Consider the following 19,072-nt stretch of genomic DNA (forward strand, 5'->3'; position numbering starts at 1 on the left):
TTCAATGCATTATGTGCCGCTGCAATCTCCCCGAGACACAAATTGCTCCCGATGATGTCGGGGGCCATGCTGCGCCGGGCGTCGCGAAGCGGGAATAAATCGAATGCAGTGTCAGTTCCCGCGCCCGGCCTGTCATCCCGGGTCTGGTGTACACAATCTCTACATCCATGTTTTCAATCCGCACATCGCACCCTGATGTCAAGAATTTGTGCAGCGCACCGGCAGTAATCACCGCCTCGACAGAGTAGGTGATTACCAAAAGCGGCTCGTCAACGGGAATTCGCGCCCGAATTTAAATCACCAACATAGTTATTGTTGACGATAGCTACATTTCTTGGGATTCATTGGTTCCGCCAAAGATATGGCCGGCCTCCGAGTCGGCGCGAACGTGATCTTGGCCTGCGTCGGTGAAGAGCTGCACCAGAAAGGTTGGCTAATAGTGTCGTGGCTGATTGATAAAGGTTCCATAGTGGTTAATGGGCTGCTGATATTTCGGCGGGGTCGTTGTATCCGATATTCGCCGGCGCGGCCCGAGGCGGGACCTCAATGCTGACCGCGACGTTCGTGGTCCACAAAAGCTAGGCACCTTTCCCACCGCGCGACTTCGGCACAACGAATGCCGATCGGCTTTGTCGAGAGCCGCCCCCCGAATGCATTAACCGGCTGACGCCGTAGTTCGAACAAAATCACCCACCAGCACCGGACACCGTAGCCCGGGCTTCATCAGGCCGGGCCCCGGTTCGCATGCGCCGAACCGCGTCGCCTTTGTCGCCTCGACCAGCCAAGGAGGTAGCACATGTTCACCGATTTTGCGTTCCTACCGCCAGAGGTCATCTCGACCAGGATGTACAGCGGTCCGGGATCAGGCTCGCTGCAAGCCGCGGCGGAGGGCTGGCAGCAGTTGTCTGCTGAATTACACGCCAGCGCCCAGACGTACCGATCGGTGGTCTCGGACCTCATCGCCTGGCATTGGGTAGGCCCTTCGTCCGCGGCGATGGCGGCAGCAGCCACCTCTTACGCGGAGTGGCTGGAGGCGACTGCCATCCAGACAGGGCAAACCGCCCGGCAGGCCGCGACCGCGGCCAGTGCATTCGATGAGGCGTTTGCCATGACGGTTCCCCCGTCGATCGTCTTCGCCAATCGCGAGCAGCTGCTCTTGCTGATAGCGACGAATTTCTTCGGTCAGAACACTTCGGCGATCGCCGCCCTTGAGCTGGCCTACGCAGAGATGTGGGTCACCAATAGCAGCGTGATGCAGGATTATTCCGTCACTTCGGCGGCCGCGACGAAGCTGACGCCATTTGCTTCTCCGCAGCAGGCCACGAACCCCGCCGGTCTACCCGGCCAGGCCGCCGCGGTGGCTCAAGCCACCGCCGGCGCCGCCGCCGACGGCGGTAACTGGCTGGGGAATCTCTTGGAACAGATCGGGATGGCCCTCCTGCCGTTCGCACCCGAGCTGACGCCGTTCTTTCTCGAGGCGGGTGAACTCATCAACGCCATTCCTTTCCCGTCCATAGTCGCGGACGACTTCACGTTCCTCGACGGCGTCATGGCTTGGTACGCAACCGTCAGCTCGATCAACAACATCAGCTCGCTGGGCACCGGGATCATCGGGGCCGAGAAGAATCTGGGCATCCTGCCCAGCCTCGCGGCACCGGCAGCCGAGGTTGTCCCCAGTGAGCTTGCCCCACTGGTCAATTCGGTCAAAAACGTAGCCGATGCGGTGGCTAAGGGCGGACCGGGAATTGGGGAGGTGACCGCGGCTTTCCGTGGCGCCGGTTCGATCGGGCCAATGTCAGTGCCGCCCACCTGGACCGCACCGGCAGTCACCACGGTGAAGACGTTTCAAGGTACGCCCCTGACGACGTTGCCAGCCGGCGACGCCGGAGGGGCCGGGATGCCGGGGATGCCGGGTATAGCGCCCGCGGGGACGCGACGCGGCGGGGTGGTGCCACGGTACGGTTTGACACCTCGGGTGATGACGCGCCCCCTATCCGGAGGGTAGCGCGAGCGCCGCTTGCCGTGCGGTGGCTACGGAAGCGGTCCCCCGGCGGCGATGGCCGCCAGCGTCGCGAACTGCTCCCCGTCCAGCGACGCGCCCCCGACCAGCCCGCCGTCGATGTCGTCCTGGGCGACCAGGTCGGCGACGTTCTTCGCGTTCATCGAGCCGCCGTAGAGCACCCGCACCGTCTCGGCGAGCTTCGCTGATGCCAGCGACGCCAACTCCTTTCGGATCGCCGCGCAGACCTCTTGGGCGTCGGCGGCGCTGGCCACCCGCCCGGTGCCGATCGCCCAGACCGGCTCATAGGCGATGACGATTGACCCGATCTGCTCGGCCGACAGCCCGGCCAGCGAACCGCGTAGCTGTTCGACGTTGTATGCCACATGGTTTCCCGCTTCCCGCACGTCGAGGTGTTCGCCGATACAGACGATCGGCGTGAGCTCGTGCTTGAGCGCGGCGGCGGCCTTGGCGGCCACCAGGGCATCGTCCTCGTTGTGGTAGGTGCGCCGTTCGGAGTGTCCGACGATGACGTAGCTGCAGCCCAATTTCGCCAGGAACGCCCCGCTGATGTCACCGGTGTAGGCGCCGGAGTCGTGTTGTGACAAGTCCTGGGCACCATAGGTCAACCGCAGCTTGTCGCCGTCGACCAGCGTCTGCACGCTGCGCAGGTCGGTGAACGGCGGGATCACCGTGACGTCAACCTTGTCGTAATACTTGTCCGGCAACGCGAATGCGACCTTTTGCACCAGCGCGATCGCCTCGAAGTGATTGAGGTTCATCTTCCAGTTGCCGGCGATCAACGGCTTGCGGCTCACGACTGTCCGCCTCTCTTGTCTCGATCGGGCTGGGCCTCACCAAGCACCTCGATGCCGGGAAGTGCTTTGCCCTCAAGGTATTCCAGCGACGCGCCGCCGCCGGTGGATATGTGCGAAAAGTCGCCTTCGGCGATGCCGAGCGCGCGCACCGCGGCCGCCGAGTCGCCGCCGCCGACCACGCTGAAAGCTCCTCTACCGGTCGCGGCGGCAATCGCCTCGGCGACGCCTCGGGTGCCCGCCGCATAACCGGGGAATTCGAACACGCCCATCGGCCCGTTCCAGAAAATGGTCTTGGCGTTGGACAGCAGCGTGGCGAACCGTTTGACCGATCCCGGGCCGATGTCCAGGCCCATCAGGTCGTGCGGGATAGCGTCGGCGGCGACGGTTTGGGGCGGGGAGTCGGCGGCGAACTTCTCGGTCACCACGATGTCGACGGGCAGCCGCAGCACGTCGTGGTAGGTGTCGAGCAGCCTGCGGCAGGTGTCGACCATCTCGCCTTCCAGCAGCGACGTGCCAACCGAATAGCCTTGTGCGGCGAGGAAAGTGAAACACATTCCGCCGCCGATAACGATGCTGTCAGCCTTGGTGGCCAGCGACTCGATCACACCGAGTTTGTCCGACACCTTCGATCCGCCCAGCACCACCGCGTAGGGTCGCTCGGAGGAGCCGGTCAACTGCTCGAGTACCCGGATCTCCTCGGCGACCAGTTCGCCGGCATAGTGCGGCAGCAACGTTGCCACGTCGTACACCGAGGCCTGTTTGCGGTGCACCACGCCGAACCCATCGGAGACGAAAGCGCCCCCCGGAGATACCAATTCGGCAAGCTGTCGAGCGAGGGCGAGCCGCTCACCGTCGTCCTTGGCGGTCTCGCGCTTGTCGAAGCGGACGTTTTCCAGCAGCAGGATGTCGCCCGCGGTCAGTCCTTCGGCGCGGGCCAGCGCGTCGGCGCCGACGACATCACCGGCCAGCTGAACGTGCCGGCCCAGCTGCTCACCCAGGGCCGCGGCCACCGGCGCCAGCGACAGCTTCGGGTCGGGGCCGGCCTTGGGGCGACCCAGGTGCGCGGTGACCACCACCTTGGCGCCGGCATCGAGCAACGCCTGCAGCGTCGGCACCGACGCGGTGATGCGCCCAGGGTCGGTGATCACGCCGTCCTCATCGAGCGGAACATTCAGATCGGAGCGCACCAATACGCCGCGACCCGAAACACCTTCGGCGAGAAGGTCTTCGAGGGAATGGATAGTCACGGCTGCGTGAGTTTACAGGGACTTGCCGACCAGGGCGACCAGGTCGATAAGGCGGTTGGAGTAACCCCACTCGTTGTCGTACCACGACACGACCTTGGCCTGGCCTTCGATCACCTTGGTCAACCCGGAGTCGAAGATCGAGCTGTGCGGGTCGGTGACGATGTCGGTCGAGACGATCGGTGCGTCGTAATACTTCAGAATGCCCTTGAGCCTGCCCTCGGCAGCGGCTTTGAATGCCGCGTTGATCTCTTCGGCAGTGGCAGACTTGGCCAGGTCGGCGGTCAGGTCGGTGACCGAACCGGTGGGAATCGGGACCCGCAGCGCGTAGCCGTCGAGTTTGCCCTTGAGCTCGGGCATCACCAGGCCGATAGCCTTGGCCGCGCCGGTCGAGGTGGGGACGATGTTCAGCGCGGCGGCGCGGGCGCGGCGCAGGTCTTTGTGCGGACCATCCTGGAGGTTTTGGTCCTGGGTGTAGGCGTGGATGGTGGTCATCAGGCCTCTGACGATGCCGAACTCGTCGTGCAGCACCTTGGCCAGTGGCGCGAGGCAGTTCGTGGTGCACGAGGCGTTGGAGATGATGTTCTGGCTGCCGTCGTACTTGTCGTCGTTGACGCCCAACACGATGGTGAGGTCCGGGTCGGTCGCGGGGGCCGAGATGACGACCTTTTTGGCGCCGGCGTCGAGATGGCCCTTGGCTTTGGCGGCGTTGGTGAACAGGCCGGTGGATTCGACGACCACGTCGACGCCGAGGTCACCCCACGGCAATGCGGCCGGTCCTTCCCGGACGGCCAGCGCCTTGATCTTGGTACTACCGACCACGATCGTGTCCTCACCCTCGAGGCTGACGTCGTGGGGCAGCCGGCCCAGGATCGAGTCGAATTTCAGCAGGTGAGCCAGTGTGTGGTTGTCGGTGATGTCGTTGACGGCCACCACCTCCATATCAGCGGTGCCCCGCTCCTGTTGAGCCAATAAGGCCCGGTAAAAGTTGCGGCCGATTCGACCAAAGCCGTTGATGCCTACCCGGACCGTCACTTGCCTCTCCTGTCTTTCCCTGTCCACTTATGAGTCCGCTTATGAGTCCGCTAACGAGCGCCTTGCCGTCAGCCTAGATCAGTGACAGGCACCGACGCCCCGCCGGTAAGAGTGCTGGACCTCTGCGGCGGCCAAAAGCCGGACGCGGGTCGAGCGCGGGTTGCGACAGAGGTGGGTGAGAGCACCGATGGGCCTGCCCGAAGGCGCACCGCTGCCCCGCCGCCCTTCTTTGCAAGGAAAAGTGATGGCGAACGTCACCATTTGGAAACGGCGCGGTGCGGCGCGCCTCGTGTTTCACGTCGGCTGCCGAAAATTGTGCCGGTCGGCTAGACACGAGTGCAGTAGGGCTAGGCGGTGCTGCTGCAGGTTTTGATTGCGGAAATGCTGGGTGCCAATAAAGAGGAGTCGGCGTGATGACGGTCTTCGATCGGTTCAACTTGAAAGTGGTTGCCTGCGCTGGCTTGTGCGGGGCCGCCATAGCGTTGAGCCCGGATGTAGCTGCCGCCCCGCTGAAGACCGGCGGCTACGGGTGCGTCCAAGGAATGGCGGGCGAGGCTGGGGCGCCGGCGGCCGGTGGAGCGGCCGCAGCCGGTGCAGCTGCCGCATCCGGTGCTTGCTGCGCCCCGGGCGGACCAGCCGCCGGCGGAGCAGCAGCCGGGGGCACACCGGCAGCCGGCGGCGGAGCAGCAGCCGGGGGCACACCCACCGCAGCCGGCGGACCAGCAGCCACCAGCGAGGTATGTGCGGCTAGCGCCGCGCTCACCGATATGTCTGGTGTTCCGATGGTCGTGCCCGGGCCCGTTCCGGTGCTGCCAGCTGGTGCTCCGCTGATTGACCTTGGGCCGGCCGTTGCCCCGGTACCGGCAGTAGCCCCAGTGCCCGCCGCGGCCCCGGTACCGGCAGTAGCCCCAGTGCCCGCCGCGGCCCCGGTGCCGGCAGTAGCCCCGGTACCCGCCGTCGCCCCGGTGCCGTTGCCCGCTGCGGTCCCGGTACCGGCCGCCGTTCCAGTGCCCGCCGCCGCGCCGGTGCCCGCCGCCGTGCCGGTACCGGCCGCGGTTCCAGTGCCCGCCGCCGTGCCGGTGCCCGCTGCGGTCCCGGTACCGGCCGCTGTCCCGGTGCCCGCCGGCGCCCCCGTCGTCGCGCCGATGCCGGCCGGTGTTCCGTTGATCGCGCTCGGGCCTGCGGCAGCCGGTGCTCCGCTGGACGCGCCGGCACTGGCTGGGGCTCCAATCATCGACATGTCGGGGACCGGCAAGGGTGCGCCGACTGGTCCCGCACCGGCCGGTGGGCCCGTACCCGGTCAGCCCGTTGCGCCGGGTCCTTCGGGTGCGGGCGCGGGCTGAGTTTCGGCTCTGTCGGTCTACTCTTCGGCTTTGCGCCGACCCGCCGGGTACCACCAGCGAATGCAGTAGCTGCCGCTGGTGGCCGTATCTCGTCGGCGGTCTTGGCCCAGGCCGGACGCTGGGCGGGTGAGGATGCCGTCAAGCGTGGAAGTTCAAGCGCACCTGAGCAATTCGATTAGACCTAGCGCCTACCGGCCACGTCCAGCCGACCCGGCGACGTGCTTGCCCGCCACGCGGACAACACCGTCGTAACCCGGCATCACCGCAGAGATGCTCCGGCAACCAGGACAATTGCGGTTCATAATTTGCGTTAATGGCCTGAACATGACAATCAATTAGCCAGATGTTGTCGGCATAGCGCGGCATTGGTTCTAATGGAACCTCGTTCCAATCCAAGGGATGCACCGCGAAATGGCAGCGTGGCAGGGCGGCGCAATGCGAATAAACCGAAGGAAAGCGTTGACGCAACGAATGTTTCTGGCCGGGCTGACGACCCCCGACCCGGCTGCGCGCATGTTGACTATTGGCCGGAGTACCGTGCATGTCGCCGCGACACCAATGGATGGCATGGCGCCGTCCGCAACGGGCGATCAGGTCTTGCCGCATGCCGCTGTGAGATTCACCGGTTGCCTCGATGTACCAAATGCGCGCGCAGGCAGCCCACAATGACGGCGCCGATATGGATGGCCGCGCCACCGGAGGTGCATTCGGCACTACTCAACGCGGGACCAGGACCGGACTCGTTGCTGGCCGGGGCACAAGCCTGGACGTCATTGAGCTCCGAGTACGCGTCGGTGGCCGAAGAACTGACCGTCATACTGGCCGGGGTCCAAGCCGGCACCTGGGACGGGCCCAGCGCAGAATTCTGCGTGGCGGCCTACGCCCCCTATCTGGCGTGGTTGGCAGCCACCAGCGCCGCCAGCGCGGAAATCGCTGCGGCCCAGCAGAATTTGGCAACAGCCTACGTCTGCGCGGTGGCGGCGATGCCGACGTTGAGCGAGTTGGCGGCTAACCATGCCACCCACGCGGTGCTGGTGGCCACGAACTTCTTCGGTATCAATACCATCCCCATCGCACTCACCGAAGCCGACTACGTACGGATGTGGATCCAAGCCGCCACCACCATGGGTGTGTACGACGCGGTTGCTACTGCCACGCTGGCCGCCGCCCCACACACCGCCCCGGCACCGATCATCATCAACCCCGGCGCCAACACCGAGTTCGCTGCCAGTATCGCCCAGGCCGTCACCGAGACGCCCATCGAAGAATTATTGATTGAGTTACTCAACCTGATTTTGGCCGAGTATATCAATGTTCTCGAAATGGTTATCGGCATCCTCATGCTGCCCACGATCGGACTTAGGATCCCGCTCGAGGCCCTTTTGGACTTCTTGACCCTGCACTTTGCCGCCGGATTTTTCATGCTGTGGTATTACGGCTTTCTCTGGTATCACTTCGTCGTGATGCCGGCGTGGCAATTCGTGATCGATCCTTTGTTGGTTGTCGATGCGGTGATCGAATGGATTCTTGGGGGTGGCGCGGGTTTTGGCGCTGTTGGGGCTATGGCGAGTCCGTTGGCGGACGCAGTGGCGTTGTCGGCCACCGGTGCAGCGGCGGCTTCTGCCGGCGTGAACCTCGGCGGGATGACTGCTATGCCCGTGGCCGACGTCGCCGTTGGTGCGTTAGGGCCGTTGGCGGGTGCATCAGCGGTTCAGCCACAAGCACTAATCGCCTCTGCGGCGGCGCCCGCGGTACCGGCGTCGGTGGTAGCTGCTGATCAAGGCGCTGGGGTGCTGGGGTTTGCCGGGACCACGTCCGGCGCGGCGGCCGTACCGGCCGGCGGATTGACAACGGTCTGCGGCGGTGAGCTTGGCGCCGGTGCACGGGTACCGATGCTGCCGACCAATTGGCAGCCCAGCGTGGTCGGCGGCCCAACGGAGACCCTGTGATATTTGGGGTGAATCAGCTGGCAAAGCTCGAAATGCGCCCCGCGATATGCAGTTTGTCGCTGCGCGAATCGACCGGCGGCCACTGAGTAGCCGTTGGCTGAAATTACACACCGTCGGGCTGTCTCTGGGCCGGCCGAAACCGGATGTGCCGGCTCTGGGATGTCTTGGCTTACGAATCGGGATTTCGCGGTGGTTGCAGCGAGTTGAGCTGTTGTTTGCGGCGTGGGGAGCGGGCGGCCCGGAGTTGTCGGTGGTGGCTGCGATGATGAGGTCATGTCGTCGAGTGCACCTGCGGATGCGGTGGTGGTCAGTCCTGCCGGGCGTCTTGAGGTGTTGTCGAGGAGCTGGCGGAGTTGACCGGTCAGCGCAACGCCATTGATGGGCGCATCGTGGACATCGTGGCCGAGATCGATCGCGACGAGTTGTGCGGGATCACCGGGGCGCGGTCGGTGGCGGCGTTGGTGGCCTGGAAGCTGGGCTGCTCGCCGGCCAACGCCCACACGATCACCACCATCGCCGGGCGGCTGCAGGAGTTCCCACGCTGCGCGGCGGGGATGCGGGAGGGCCGGCTGTCGCTGGATCAAATCGGCGTCATCGCCGCCCGGGCCGGCCAAGGATCCGATGAGCACTACGCGCAGCTGGCGCAGGTGGCCACGGTCAACCAGCTGCGCACCGCGGTCAAGCTCGAACCGCGACCCGAACCCGATTTACGGCCGCAACCGCAGCCCTCGATCACCAAGACCTCCGACGAGCAGTTCAGCTGTTGGCGGATCACACTGCCGCACCCCGACGCGGCGAAGTTCGACGCCGCCTTGGCCTCGCATCGTGATGCGCTGATCGCCGAGTGGAAACACGACCACGGCACCGGCCACGGCGCTGCAGATCAGCGGCCGCCGATGGCGGGCACCCTTGAGGCGTTTCTGCGCCTGGTCGAGGCCGGCTGGGACGCCGAGGCCACCCGCCGCCCCCAACGGACAGCACACCACCGTGGTGGTACACCTCGACGTCGAACAGCGCGCCGCGGCGCTGCATCTGGGCCCGCTGCTGTCTGAGGCCGAACGCCGATACCTGACCTGTGATGCCACCGCTGAAGTCTGGTTGCAACGCAACGGCCAGCTCATCGGCGCCGGCCGAACCACCCGCCTGATCAGCCGGCGGCTGCGCCGCGCGCTCGAGCACCGCCAGCGCACGTGCGCGGTTCCCGGCTGTGGCGCCACCCGTGGTCTGCACGCCCACCACCTCCGCCACTGGGAAGACGGCGGCCCCACCGAGCTGGCCAAGCTCAAATGTCGCTAAACTACCCTCATGGCGAAACCGAGAACTCCCGGTCAACGCGTCGGGGTGCGGTCGGCGGCGATCTACGCCCGGATCTCCGCCGATGTGGAGGGCACCGGGCTGGGAGTGGCACGTCAGTTGGAGGACTGCCGCAAGCTCGCCGCTGATCGGGGCTGGCAGGTCGGCGATGAGTACGTCGACAACGATGTATCGGCCTACTCGGGCAAGCCGCGTCGCGAGTACGCCCGGATGTTGGATGACCTGAAATCCGGTGCGCGTGATGCGGTGATCGTCTACAACCTCGACCGTCTGCATCGTCGCCCGGTCGAGTTGGAAGACTTCGTCACCCTGTGTGAAGTGGCGGGCGTGCGCGATGTCGCCACCGTGACCGCCGACATCGATCTCGGCAACGATGACGGGTTGTTCATGGCCCGGATTTTCGCCGCGTTCGCCGCCAAAGAATCCGGCCGCAAATCCGCGCGTATCCGCCGCAAAATGCTGCAGAACGCCGAACAAGGATTGCCGCACGGCCCAGCGCGGCCGTTCGGCTACGAACCCGACAAAATCACCCTCCGCCCCGACGAAGCGAAAGTCGTTCGGGAGATGGTGGACCGCTACCTGGCCGGGGCATCGATCCGATCGTTGACGATTTGGCTCAACGACACCGGGATCGCCCCGCCCGCGTCCACGTCGTGGCAGACCACCACCGTCCGCCACATCCTGGCCTCAGGACGGATTGCCGGGTTGCGCGAGCATCACGGGGAGGTGATCGGTCCCGCGGCGTGGCCGGCGATCATCACCCCCGCCGAGCGGGACCGCATCCTCGCCCGGATGACTGCCCGCTCAGTGACCAAGACCCGCGCCCCACGCACCTACCTACTGTCTGGGATGCTGCGCTGCGGACGCTGCGGGAACCGCTTGTTTTCCCAAGCCCGCCACAACAATCCAACCAACCGAGTCCGCCGCTACGTCTGCCTCAAAGGCCCCGACCACGGCGGCTGCGGCCGACTCACCGTGGTCGCGCAACCAGTCGAAGAACTGTTGACTGACGCGGTACTGACCCGACTGGACTCCCCGCAGCTCGCCGACGCCCTGAACGGGAAAGCCAGAGTCGACGCTGATGTCGCCGCGCTCGCTGCGCAGCTAGAAGCCGACCAGGCCCGCCTCGACGAGCTCGCCGCACTCTATGCCGAGGGCGCGGTGACCGCACGGGAATGGATCGCTGCCCGCGACCCCATCACCAACCGCATCACCCAAACCCGCCGCGACATCGCAAAAGCCACCGACACCAGCTCAATAGTGGACCTCGTGGGCACCGGCAACGCGCTACGCGGCCAATGGGACGGCCTCGACATCGACCGCCAACAAGCCATCATCAAATCAGTACTCGACCACGCCGTCATCGCACCCGGCACCCCCGGCTCCCGCGGCCTCGACATCAACCGCGTCCAGCCAGTTTGGCGTGTGTAGATCGCGCTTCTGTCGCGCAGGCACGACTGTCGCAAACTGTTCCAGATTGGACCCGTGTGACAATCCGGCTGGTGTCCGACTTGCTATTTCGTCGTTCATGCCAGGCGTCCTGGTCAACGGCGACAGGCGCTGCCGACTTAGCATCGGATCACAGAGGGCGCACTGTGCAGATCAGTCCTGGCGACCGGTGCGCCATGATCAGCCATGAGTGACACCTGACCGGCAGTGTGAAACCGGGTCACCTGAACAGCTCAGCGCCGGATCTCACGGGCAGGCGCATATCTGTGGCGAGTAGGGCATCGATCAGAGCGATAGTCTGGTTTTGGTCTCGGTCGAAGATCTCGGTGTGAGCTTGCGCGACCAGCCGCATCGTATCGATGAACGGTATGTGGCGCAGTTTCGCTTGTTCCACTGCCGCGCGTTCATCGAGAACTGCAACCAGTCCACGATGTTTGGCACAGGCGATGACGGCGCACTCGCCCATGTGCTCACCAGTGCCGCCCCCAAGCACCACTTTGACGTGCAGTGCTGTCCATTGTTCGTCGTCATTCATGAATATCCGCTCTGCCCACGCTGCCGAATCCACAGAAGGCACACCAGGATGGAGGTTTCTTGCCTTGTCGATCTCCACTTCGACCTCGCGCGGCACCAGCACGATGCCCTGAGGAGCCAAGCGCTCAAGGACACCGCTGTGACCGGCGCGGCAGAAATGGGTGAATGTGCTGGTGTCCATCACCCATTGCGCGGCGGGGTCAGTCCCCACCGACCGCGAACAGCGTTCGTAGGCTGGCGAGAGATTCCGTTTCCCGCTCTGGAAGATCGTCGCGGGTCATCGTTGCGCGAAGCAGTTCGATTGTCCTGGCGGCGGTCAATCGACCGGATGTGTAGCCCTCTACACATGCGGCGGCGAACCCTGGTGAAAGATAAGGGCATTTCGGTTCGTCGTCCCAGGATAGTTCCAGCCGAACGTAATCCCCGTGGCGGGGTTCATGGTCCAGTAGAGACTGAAACACCTCATATGAAATGAGGTCCAGGTTCTTTAACTGACCGACCGCCGCCTTCCAGCTCAGCCGAAACTGTGCTCCGACAGCGAGTGCACGGTCACGGGTGCTCCATTCGCTGTGTTCGTTCCAGACCTTTACCACTCCTGCACGAGGAGCGAGGAAGTGGATGGCGAATGACATGATCATCTTCTCGTGATCATCACCTGGTGACCCGTCATAGGCGTCGCCACACAGCCAGTGCCCGAGTTCATGCGCGAGGGTCATACGCCGTCGACCAGAGCGAACGTGCCCGTTGACAACGGCAACCGCCACGCCGTGGCTGACCTCAACGCACCCACCGTCAGGTCCGTTCTCGCCCAGCGACGCCGCATAGGTGTACAGCCCCAATCGTTCGCACACGTGCGCGAGGTGGTGTACGGGCTCATTGCCGATATCGAGCTGGTCTCGGACGTGCCTCGCCAATTGCTCGGCATCCTGGTGAGTGTGCGGGGTACGTGCCTCCTGGTCCCGCTTGACGGGATGAAGCAGGCCCATGTCGAGCAGCGTCCGCGTATCGCTGGCGAACAACTCGATCTCGTCGTCGAGGGCCCGCGAGGTCTCATCGGGTCGGGCGCTGTCTGACCGGCGGCTGACCACTGCTGGCAGCGGCTCGTTGACGAAGAAGGCGAGCGGACGCCTCAGCGCCTCTGCGATGGCGACCATCTCGGTCATGGCGAGTTTGCGTTCGCCCTTCTCGGCACGAACCAGCGCCGTGCGCTCCATGTCGACCAGCTCAGCGAGTTTGCTCTGAGGGATGCCCGCGTCTTCTCGCGCTCGGGCAACACGGTGTCCAAGCGTTACGTGGTCCATGTGTGCGATTTTCACACATGAAGGTCGGAGTGTCGATACCGGGCCCTCTACCTGCGGAATTACGCGGCTGTAGTTCCCAGCCCAACGACACCACTGCCGCAGAACCATGGGAGATGGTCACGGTCTCCGGAGCCGGCGAGATCGGACTCACGCAGCGGTCCAGTCCGCCTTGGGACCGTACTTGAGTAGGTCGTAGATGCACACCGCCTTCGTGAACTGTGAGGTCATTTTGCCGTCCTCGTCGGTGTATTCATTCTCACATTCGATTAGGAAGTTCTTGAGCACCCGAGGCTCTATTGCGGTGTGCGCGAACGCCCCGAAGTGTGCCAGCACCTCATCGGTCGTGCAGTACTGGATCATCCCCTTGAGCGACTTATGTGTCTGCGCAAGAGTTTTCGCCTTGCGCATAATGCTGGTGCTGGGCCGCAGGTTGCTGGTGTCCTGAATGCGTTTCAGCAACTTTGGTGAGATGTCCTGGTCGTCCTTGATGTGCCCGCTGGTGTCGAGATACCCCGCCGCCCTCAGATACTTGTACATCGGGAAATTGCCGGCACGACTCATCATCTCGGGCAGCGTCATCTTCACCACGAAGTCAGAATCGAATTCCGCTGTCTCGTGCAGCACGTCGTGGCAGAGATCCTGGCGGGCGACCATCTTGTATCCACGCTTCTGAACCGCGGCAATAACTCCCACTCCGACGACGAACTCTGCATCGTCGTCAACAACTGCGTCGAGGTCGGTCACGTGCAGGAGCCTGTCCTGAGCCTCACTGTCGAGTACGAGCTTGTACAGTTTCTCCTTGATCTGGCGCAGGGTCCGCCTCGGAATCTTCTGATCGAGAGCGGCTAGGACATCGAAGATCGCCTGGAAGTCGGGCACGGTGATCGCGCGAACGGGCACGTTGTGGGCATTGGCACCAATAACCGTCGGCACCATCGAATGCTGGCTACCTTCCTGCCAGTTCACGAACAGCAACCGATCCTGCAACCGCGACATGTGCTCGTCGGTGAGACAACTGGCAAGACTTCCAAGGATCGACTGGACGTTGCTGTCGGTCATGCTGTAGCCGATGAAGATCACCGGATGCTCGGCGAAGAACGTCAGGAGCTTCGCCGCGAGGTAGGCGTTGCGGTCGCGAAACACTGCGTAGTCGGACTCTGTGATGACTAAACTGTTCGGGTCGTCCAGACTGCCGTGGATCTTGTAAATCTCGGCGATTCCAGTCGGATCGGAGAAGACAAGCTCATCCTGCCCGACGAACACACGATAGTCGGGGAAGACCGTCTCAAGGAACGGGTCGTAGTTCGTCGTGATGATCGCGTCGACCTTGGCGTTACGCAGTGCATCGACCTCTGACCTCAGCGCTCTGGGAATCGAACTCTTTAAACCTATGTCCTTCAGAACCTCGGCGACATAGATCTTGAGCGCGCTGTCGGGTCGAATCAGCTTGTCGGAGTGCTTATTCCGCAGCGGCTTCTCCTTGGCAGTCCACAGCCTGTCCTTGAGCGGCTCCACGAGTAGCTCGGCAATCTTCGGCAGGTCTTCGCTGGCGGTCGACCTGTAGTAACTGAACTCACGGTCGGTCATGCCTGCCAGCATTTCCAGCAGTGACTGCCAGTCCGGCATGTTGAGATATCGCCGCGAAACCCCCGACCCAGCGAACAGGATCGGCGCAGCGGCGAAGCGCGCGAGATGCGCAGCAAGGTCGCTGCGGAACTTGTCATCGAACCCTGCCACTGATCACCTTCCGATTGACGGCAACGTCAACCGGCAGAGTATCGCGGCCGTTGCTGTTAACTGGGCTAAATAGGTGTAAGCGATCAGAGTCCGCATGGCTCCGCCCCCGGTCTTGACGGCAGGGGGCGACTCGACCCAAGCGGAATTAGGCGCTGGTTGCCATGTGATGCTGTGCAAGATGGCTGCGCGCGTGCTTCTCGACGAACAGCGGAACGAAATCTCGAATCGGACTCGCATCAAACCGAGCGTGAGCCTTACGGACCGCAGCATCAACATCCGCCAACGTGACCCCGGGAAACTCCTGGATCAGTCTGCGCTCAACCTCGGCCAACACCGTCTGCTCGGCAATCTCGATCATCGGCCACCAGGATCCATGTCCAGTCCGATCGCCGTCAACCAACAGAACTATGAACCTCAGACGGCCGGCGAAGGTAGTCCGCTGGCACACCAGGTCACCGCAGAAGTGACACGATAATCCTCATGACCGATCCGAATGTCGCTCAGGCCGCGCTGCTGATCACCGCCATCAACGAGCAGCTTCGCGACATGACACGGAGGCTGGCGGTCGCCGAGCGTGAAGGGGCCTGCGGGCACCACCCGGCACGGGCACAAGAGATGCGCTCGGTCACCGCCGAGCTTCGCCGCGACATCGACCGGGCCCAGTTCCTCATCACGCGGCTACGCCACCGCTTCCCCGAAGTCGACGTCTACGCGCCGACTACGGCGGCGGACGGGACGGAAGGTGAGGTGCCGATCACCGAAGCCGCTCGCAGTGACAATGCCCGGAATCGGGCACCAAACAGCTCGACGAGCAGCGACGTGCGCCGAGTCATCGCAGGCTGAACCGCAGCACTTACTGCCCTCAATAGTGCGGCCGGCAGGTCGTCTCCCAGGGATATACCGCCCTCAGATTCGCGGCGAGAACAGCTGACGCCCAGCGTCACAGATCGACGTCGGTTTCCACTCTCCCCGACGACTCCTGATGTCGCCGCCGGACCGAGACCATCGATAAAGCACTACATCGACGACAACAACAACCGTCCCCTCGTCTTCTCTGGTCGCAGGCGACGGTGCGGGTCGTGACGGGTGATGTCAAGGCTCGAACCGTGGTTCGCCCGCACGCGGCGCTGGCGTTGACATCACCCGTCACAACTCAGCTTGGAGTTCTTGCATCCAGGAGAAGAACAGTGCCATATAGGCGCTTCGTCATGCTCGGCGGGATCGACTACTCGTGGTTTACCGCAGCAACATCGCGATGTCAGCCAGCACGGTGGGGTTGGTGACGGCAACCGATACCTGTTGGCGTTCGCACGATTCCGTGAGCCATTCGGTGAACTCTTCACGGCTGTACGATCTTTCGTCTCGGACATTCTTGGCGGTGTGGGGTTGTGGGCTAACCATCGAGCACCTCGACAGGAGCGCCACGGCGGGGCTGTCTTGCCTCGCGCGCGGTATGACGCTGCTGGATGCGGCGTAGTGAGGCGCTGATGATCAGTGTGCGTTCGCCGAGGCTCGCGTGCCCCGCGCGGTCGAATTCCCACGCGACCAGATCGTCATCGTCAACAGCGCCGCTGGAACCCCTATACGGTCTCTGATCAGGGTGTTGTGCAGTGCTCTTCGATTGTTGTTTGCGGGTCCAGGTGGCGCGCCGTTGCCGTAGGGCGGTCATGGTGGTGGAGTAGCGGCGGGACTTGGAGGTGATGTGACCGCGGAACCCGAGAGTGTGCAGCCACCGTCTGATCCCGCTGAGTCCTTTGTCGGCGAGCGCGCTGATGGTGGTCAGGATGGCACGCACATGCTCGGACACGTCCAGGTCGCCGATCGCTTCGGTGGAGAGGCGTCGTGCGCTGATTCCGAGGTCGGCCAGGGACTTGGTGACGTACTTGGCGAGATAGCGCGCCACCCGCCTCCCTGACAGTGACCCGGCGATACCTGAATTCTGCTCAGCCGAACCCGTTTTCTCGGGAGCCGAGGATGCGGTGAGGGGTTGGGTGTCGATCTGCGTACCGAACCTGATCCTCCGCACGGCGCTGTCGGTGGTGGGATCGGTCAGGGCGAGCGTCACGGTGCGGGCCGCGTGCTCGATGATGGCGGCAAGTTTGGTTGCACTGGTGGGTGATTCCCAATCGGTCTGATCCGGGTCGTCACCGTTCTCGTGCGGATCGAGGCGGATCAGGGCGTGGATGTGCGGGATGGCGCGGACTTGCAGTTCAATGATTTTGATGAAGCTGACCCGCACCCCGTCCGGATCCACACCTGTGGCTTTCAGTTCTTTGTGTAGGGCGCGTCGCAGGGTGATGGTGAAGCGGCGCCACAGTTCAGGTAGGTGCCAGGTGAACAGCACATGCCCGACGTAGTCGTAGCACTCGCTACAGAGCGGCTGACCGACACGGCCTTCGCCATGATCATGGACGGTGCTGCACCACAACGGTTTTCCATGAGGGCAGCGGCGATAGCCACCGATGCGGTGATGATCCCGACACACGCCGCGCTTGCCGTCGCCACCGCGTGTGGCCGCATGAACGGCCCCGTAGCTGGGGGCGGTAAGGGTGAGGAACACTTGCGGCCGGTCGGCCACCGTGATGGGCATGCCGTGATGCCCGCCCGCGGCGCCGGCATGGACGAGTTGCCAGGTGTCGCGAGCGTAGAGGTCCGAGCAGGAGGGGCAGATGTGGGCGCGGCGATTATTGCACCGCGTCCACACCACCCGATCCCGCCTGTATTCATCGGCACCGACGAGTTGGATGGGGTGGGCGCAGAATCCAACTGATTCGGCTCGCCGCCACCATGATTCGAACCCCATCGAAGATGCTCGGCGCACCATCTGCTCGACCACCTTCGCCGTGTCGACCGTGTCCGGCACCCCGGGCAGGGCGAGCTGGCCCAGGTAATCAACGCTGTTCACTGTTGCCCTCACCCGAAGTGTGGCCGGCATCGGTGGCGCGTGGCCGGCGGGTGCTGCTTGCTCGGCTGGTGGGGCGGCGGAAGCGGCGCGCGAGGGTGGTGATGTCGTGGTCGGTGACGTGGAAGGCCCGCACCCGCTGCGGCTGAGCGGTGCCGTCGATCAGCATGTACCCGACACCCGGGGCGGTGTCGGGGATCCGGTCGCATTCCGCCCCGGCGTCACGGGCTCCTTGCCCGAGGACCATGGTGGTTTGGGTGGCTTCGGTCAGCCGCAACCCGATCCGCACGGTGAACAGCTGCCGCACCGGCAGGGTGTCTTTGGCCGGGTCTTGCACCGCGGCCACCACACTGATCCCCACTGCGCGGCCTTGGGAGAGCAGCAGGCCGAGGAGTTGTTCAATTTCGGTGCGGACCTTGCGGTCGGTCACATACGCAGTCAACGCGGCGATCTCATCGATCACCACTACAAACAACGGCTCAGCCGATGTCGGGGTGTGTAGCCGGGTGTGGCCACGCAGCCGGTTGGCCCGTGCGTGCATCACCGTCACGAGTTGGCGGAGGAGTTCCAGGGTGGTGTCGGTGGCGTCGTGGGTGAACACCGTGAACATCGGTGCCCCGGCGCCCAGTTCCATGCCGCCTTTGGGATCGATGACACACAACCGCACCAGCCCGGTTTTCACCGCTGGGGCGATCCCGGCAATCAGCGACCACAACACCGAGCCTTTCCCGGCGCCGGTGGCTCCCGCGATCAGCACATGATGGCCGAGCAGCGGTAGCTGCCAGCTGTGGCGGGTTTCGGTGATCCCCACCGGCACGGCCCCCAGATCCACCGGGGTCACCGCGGTGGGTATCGGCAGACCAATGGGTTCGGCGAGCACATCCCCGCGCATCAACGTGATCTTCAGTTCGCCGGGGGCGGTCGCGCGGATGGTGATCCGGTCGGCGCGCCACGCGGCGGCCAACGCATCGGATTGCTTGTGCCAGTCGGCCGTCGATTGGCCGGTGACGATCCGCACCGCCAACACATCGGTGGTTCTGCCGATGCGCACGTAGCGCAGTGTGGGTGTGAGGGTGCGTTCGCCGAGGCGGGCGGCCAGGCCGTGCAGGGTGCATGTCGATTCCCAGCTGCGGGTGTAGCGCGACCAGGTCAGCCACCGTCGGCGTACCGGTTCGGTCACCCAGCCGCGAAACGAGCCTCGATCGAGCCACGCCCAGCCTGCATACGCGACGCTCGGTGCGAGCGCGCAGACTAGGCCCGCACGCGGGCCATGGGTGATGCCGAGTGCGAGGCTGGCGATGATGGGGAGGCTGATGGCCGGGAACAGCGCCGCCCACCACAGCAGATATCCGGCCGCGGTGAACAGAGACATGACCAGATCCCCGAACCAGTCATCATCATTATTCTGCTCAGTGTTGTTGGTGTTCCTATTGTTTAATGCCATGTC

15 protein-coding genes and 1 pseudogene are annotated in these 19,072 nt (G+C 64.1%); 6 read left to right on the forward strand and 10 right to left on the reverse strand.

Features of this window, described 5'->3' with window-relative positions; genetic code table 11:
• The first annotated feature begins 796 nt into the window (after positions 1-796).
• Entirely contained in the window at positions 797-2,005 is a 1,209-nt protein-coding gene (locus tag CDN38_RS01995) for a PPE family protein (RefSeq protein ID WP_023373253.1), read from the forward strand.
• 26 nt (positions 2,006-2,031) lie between these two features.
• Here the strand turns inward: CDN38_RS01995 and tpiA are convergent, their stop codons facing one another.
• The 3 genes from tpiA to gap are packed head-to-tail and all read right to left on the reverse strand — an operon-like array spanning position 2,032 to position 5,096.
• Positions 2,032-2,817, reverse strand: a complete 786-nt coding sequence (gene tpiA / locus CDN38_RS02000) for a triose-phosphate isomerase (RefSeq protein WP_023373251.1) — start codon at positions 2,815-2,817, stop codon at positions 2,032-2,034.
• A complete protein-coding gene (locus tag CDN38_RS02005) occupies positions 2,814-4,064 on the reverse strand; it encodes a phosphoglycerate kinase (RefSeq protein ID WP_023373249.1) in 1,251 nt (416 codons plus the stop codon). The genes tpiA and CDN38_RS02005 overlap by 4 nt, the downstream gene beginning before the upstream one ends.
• Before the next feature lie 12 nt (positions 4,065-4,076).
• Positions 4,077-5,096, reverse strand: a complete 1,020-nt coding sequence (gene gap, locus CDN38_RS02010) for a type I glyceraldehyde-3-phosphate dehydrogenase (RefSeq protein ID WP_023373247.1) — start codon at positions 5,094-5,096, stop codon at positions 4,077-4,079.
• A 413-nt stretch (positions 5,097-5,509) separates the two neighbouring features.
• On the opposite strand from gap, the gene CDN38_RS02015 reads away from it, so the two are divergent.
• The 4 genes and pseudogenes from CDN38_RS02015 (at position 5,510) to CDN38_RS02030 (ending at position 11,133) form a co-directional block, all read left to right on the forward strand.
• Positions 5,510-6,439, forward strand: coding sequence for a hypothetical protein (locus CDN38_RS02015; protein WP_023373245.1), 930 nt, complete (start codon positions 5,510-5,512; stop codon positions 6,437-6,439).
• Between the two features lie 665 nt (positions 6,440-7,104).
• Positions 7,105-8,388 carry a PPE family protein gene (locus tag CDN38_RS02020; RefSeq protein WP_023373243.1) on the forward strand — a complete coding sequence of 428 codons (1,284 nt, stop codon included), beginning with the start codon at positions 7,105-7,107 and terminating at the stop codon, positions 8,386-8,388.
• A 273-nt stretch (positions 8,389-8,661) separates the two neighbouring features.
• Positions 8,662-9,672: pseudogene (locus CDN38_RS02025) on the forward strand (HNH endonuclease signature motif containing protein); the annotation flags it as partial.
• 21 nt (positions 9,673-9,693) lie between these two features.
• The gene (locus CDN38_RS02030; RefSeq protein ID WP_023870415.1) at positions 9,694-11,133 is read left to right on the forward strand and encodes a recombinase family protein; all 1,440 of its coding nucleotides are present in this window, start codon (positions 9,694-9,696) and stop codon (positions 11,131-11,133) included.
• Positions 11,134-11,371: 238 nt separating this feature from the next.
• Here CDN38_RS02030 and CDN38_RS02035 read toward each other — a convergent pair whose 3' ends face one another.
• The 4 genes from CDN38_RS02035 to CDN38_RS02050 form a co-directional block, all read right to left on the reverse strand.
• Positions 11,372-11,866 (reverse strand): PIN domain-containing protein, encoded by a 495-nt coding sequence (locus CDN38_RS02035; RefSeq protein WP_023870416.1) that lies wholly within the window; start codon positions 11,864-11,866, stop codon positions 11,372-11,374.
• 19 nt (positions 11,867-11,885) lie between these two features.
• Positions 11,886-12,986: a helix-turn-helix domain-containing protein gene (locus CDN38_RS02040; protein ID WP_023870417.1), complete on the reverse strand. Its 1,101-nt coding sequence runs from the start codon at positions 12,984-12,986 to the stop codon at positions 11,886-11,888.
• A 147-nt stretch (positions 12,987-13,133) separates the two neighbouring features.
• Positions 13,134-14,723, reverse strand: coding sequence for an SIR2 family protein (locus CDN38_RS02045; RefSeq protein WP_033720768.1), 1,590 nt, complete (start codon positions 14,721-14,723; stop codon positions 13,134-13,136).
• A gap of 145 nt (positions 14,724-14,868) precedes the next feature.
• Complete coding sequence (locus CDN38_RS02050; RefSeq protein WP_078336429.1) at positions 14,869-15,072, reverse strand: three-helix bundle dimerization domain-containing protein; 204 nt, start codon at positions 15,070-15,072, stop codon at positions 14,869-14,871.
• Between the two features lie 131 nt (positions 15,073-15,203).
• On the opposite strand from CDN38_RS02050, the gene CDN38_RS02055 reads away from it, so the two are divergent.
• Positions 15,204-15,566, forward strand: a complete 363-nt coding sequence (locus tag CDN38_RS02055; protein ID WP_023870420.1) for a hypothetical protein — start codon at positions 15,204-15,206, stop codon at positions 15,564-15,566.
• A gap of 393 nt (positions 15,567-15,959) precedes the next feature.
• Here CDN38_RS02055 and CDN38_RS29190 read toward each other — a convergent pair whose 3' ends face one another.
• From CDN38_RS29190 to CDN38_RS02065, 3 genes are read right to left on the reverse strand one after another with little or no spacing between them, the layout of a single operon-like run.
• Positions 15,960-16,124, reverse strand: coding sequence for a hypothetical protein (locus CDN38_RS29190; RefSeq protein ID WP_023870421.1), 165 nt, complete (start codon positions 16,122-16,124; stop codon positions 15,960-15,962).
• Positions 16,117-17,658, reverse strand: coding sequence for a replication initiator (locus CDN38_RS02060; protein WP_074243904.1), 1,542 nt, complete (start codon positions 17,656-17,658; stop codon positions 16,117-16,119). Before CDN38_RS02060 ends, CDN38_RS29190 begins: the two co-directional genes overlap by 8 nt.
• On the reverse strand, positions 17,615-19,069 hold the full coding sequence (locus CDN38_RS02065; RefSeq protein WP_033720764.1) for an FtsK/SpoIIIE domain-containing protein: 1,455 nt from the start codon (positions 19,067-19,069) through the stop codon (positions 17,615-17,617). The genes CDN38_RS02060 and CDN38_RS02065 overlap by 44 nt, the downstream gene beginning before the upstream one ends.
• Between the last annotated feature and the right edge of the window lie 3 nt (positions 19,070-19,072).

The sequence above is a fragment of the Mycobacterium ostraviense genome (assembly GCF_002705925.1).
Lineage (GTDB): Bacteria > Actinomycetota > Actinomycetes > Mycobacteriales > Mycobacteriaceae > Mycobacterium > Mycobacterium ostraviense.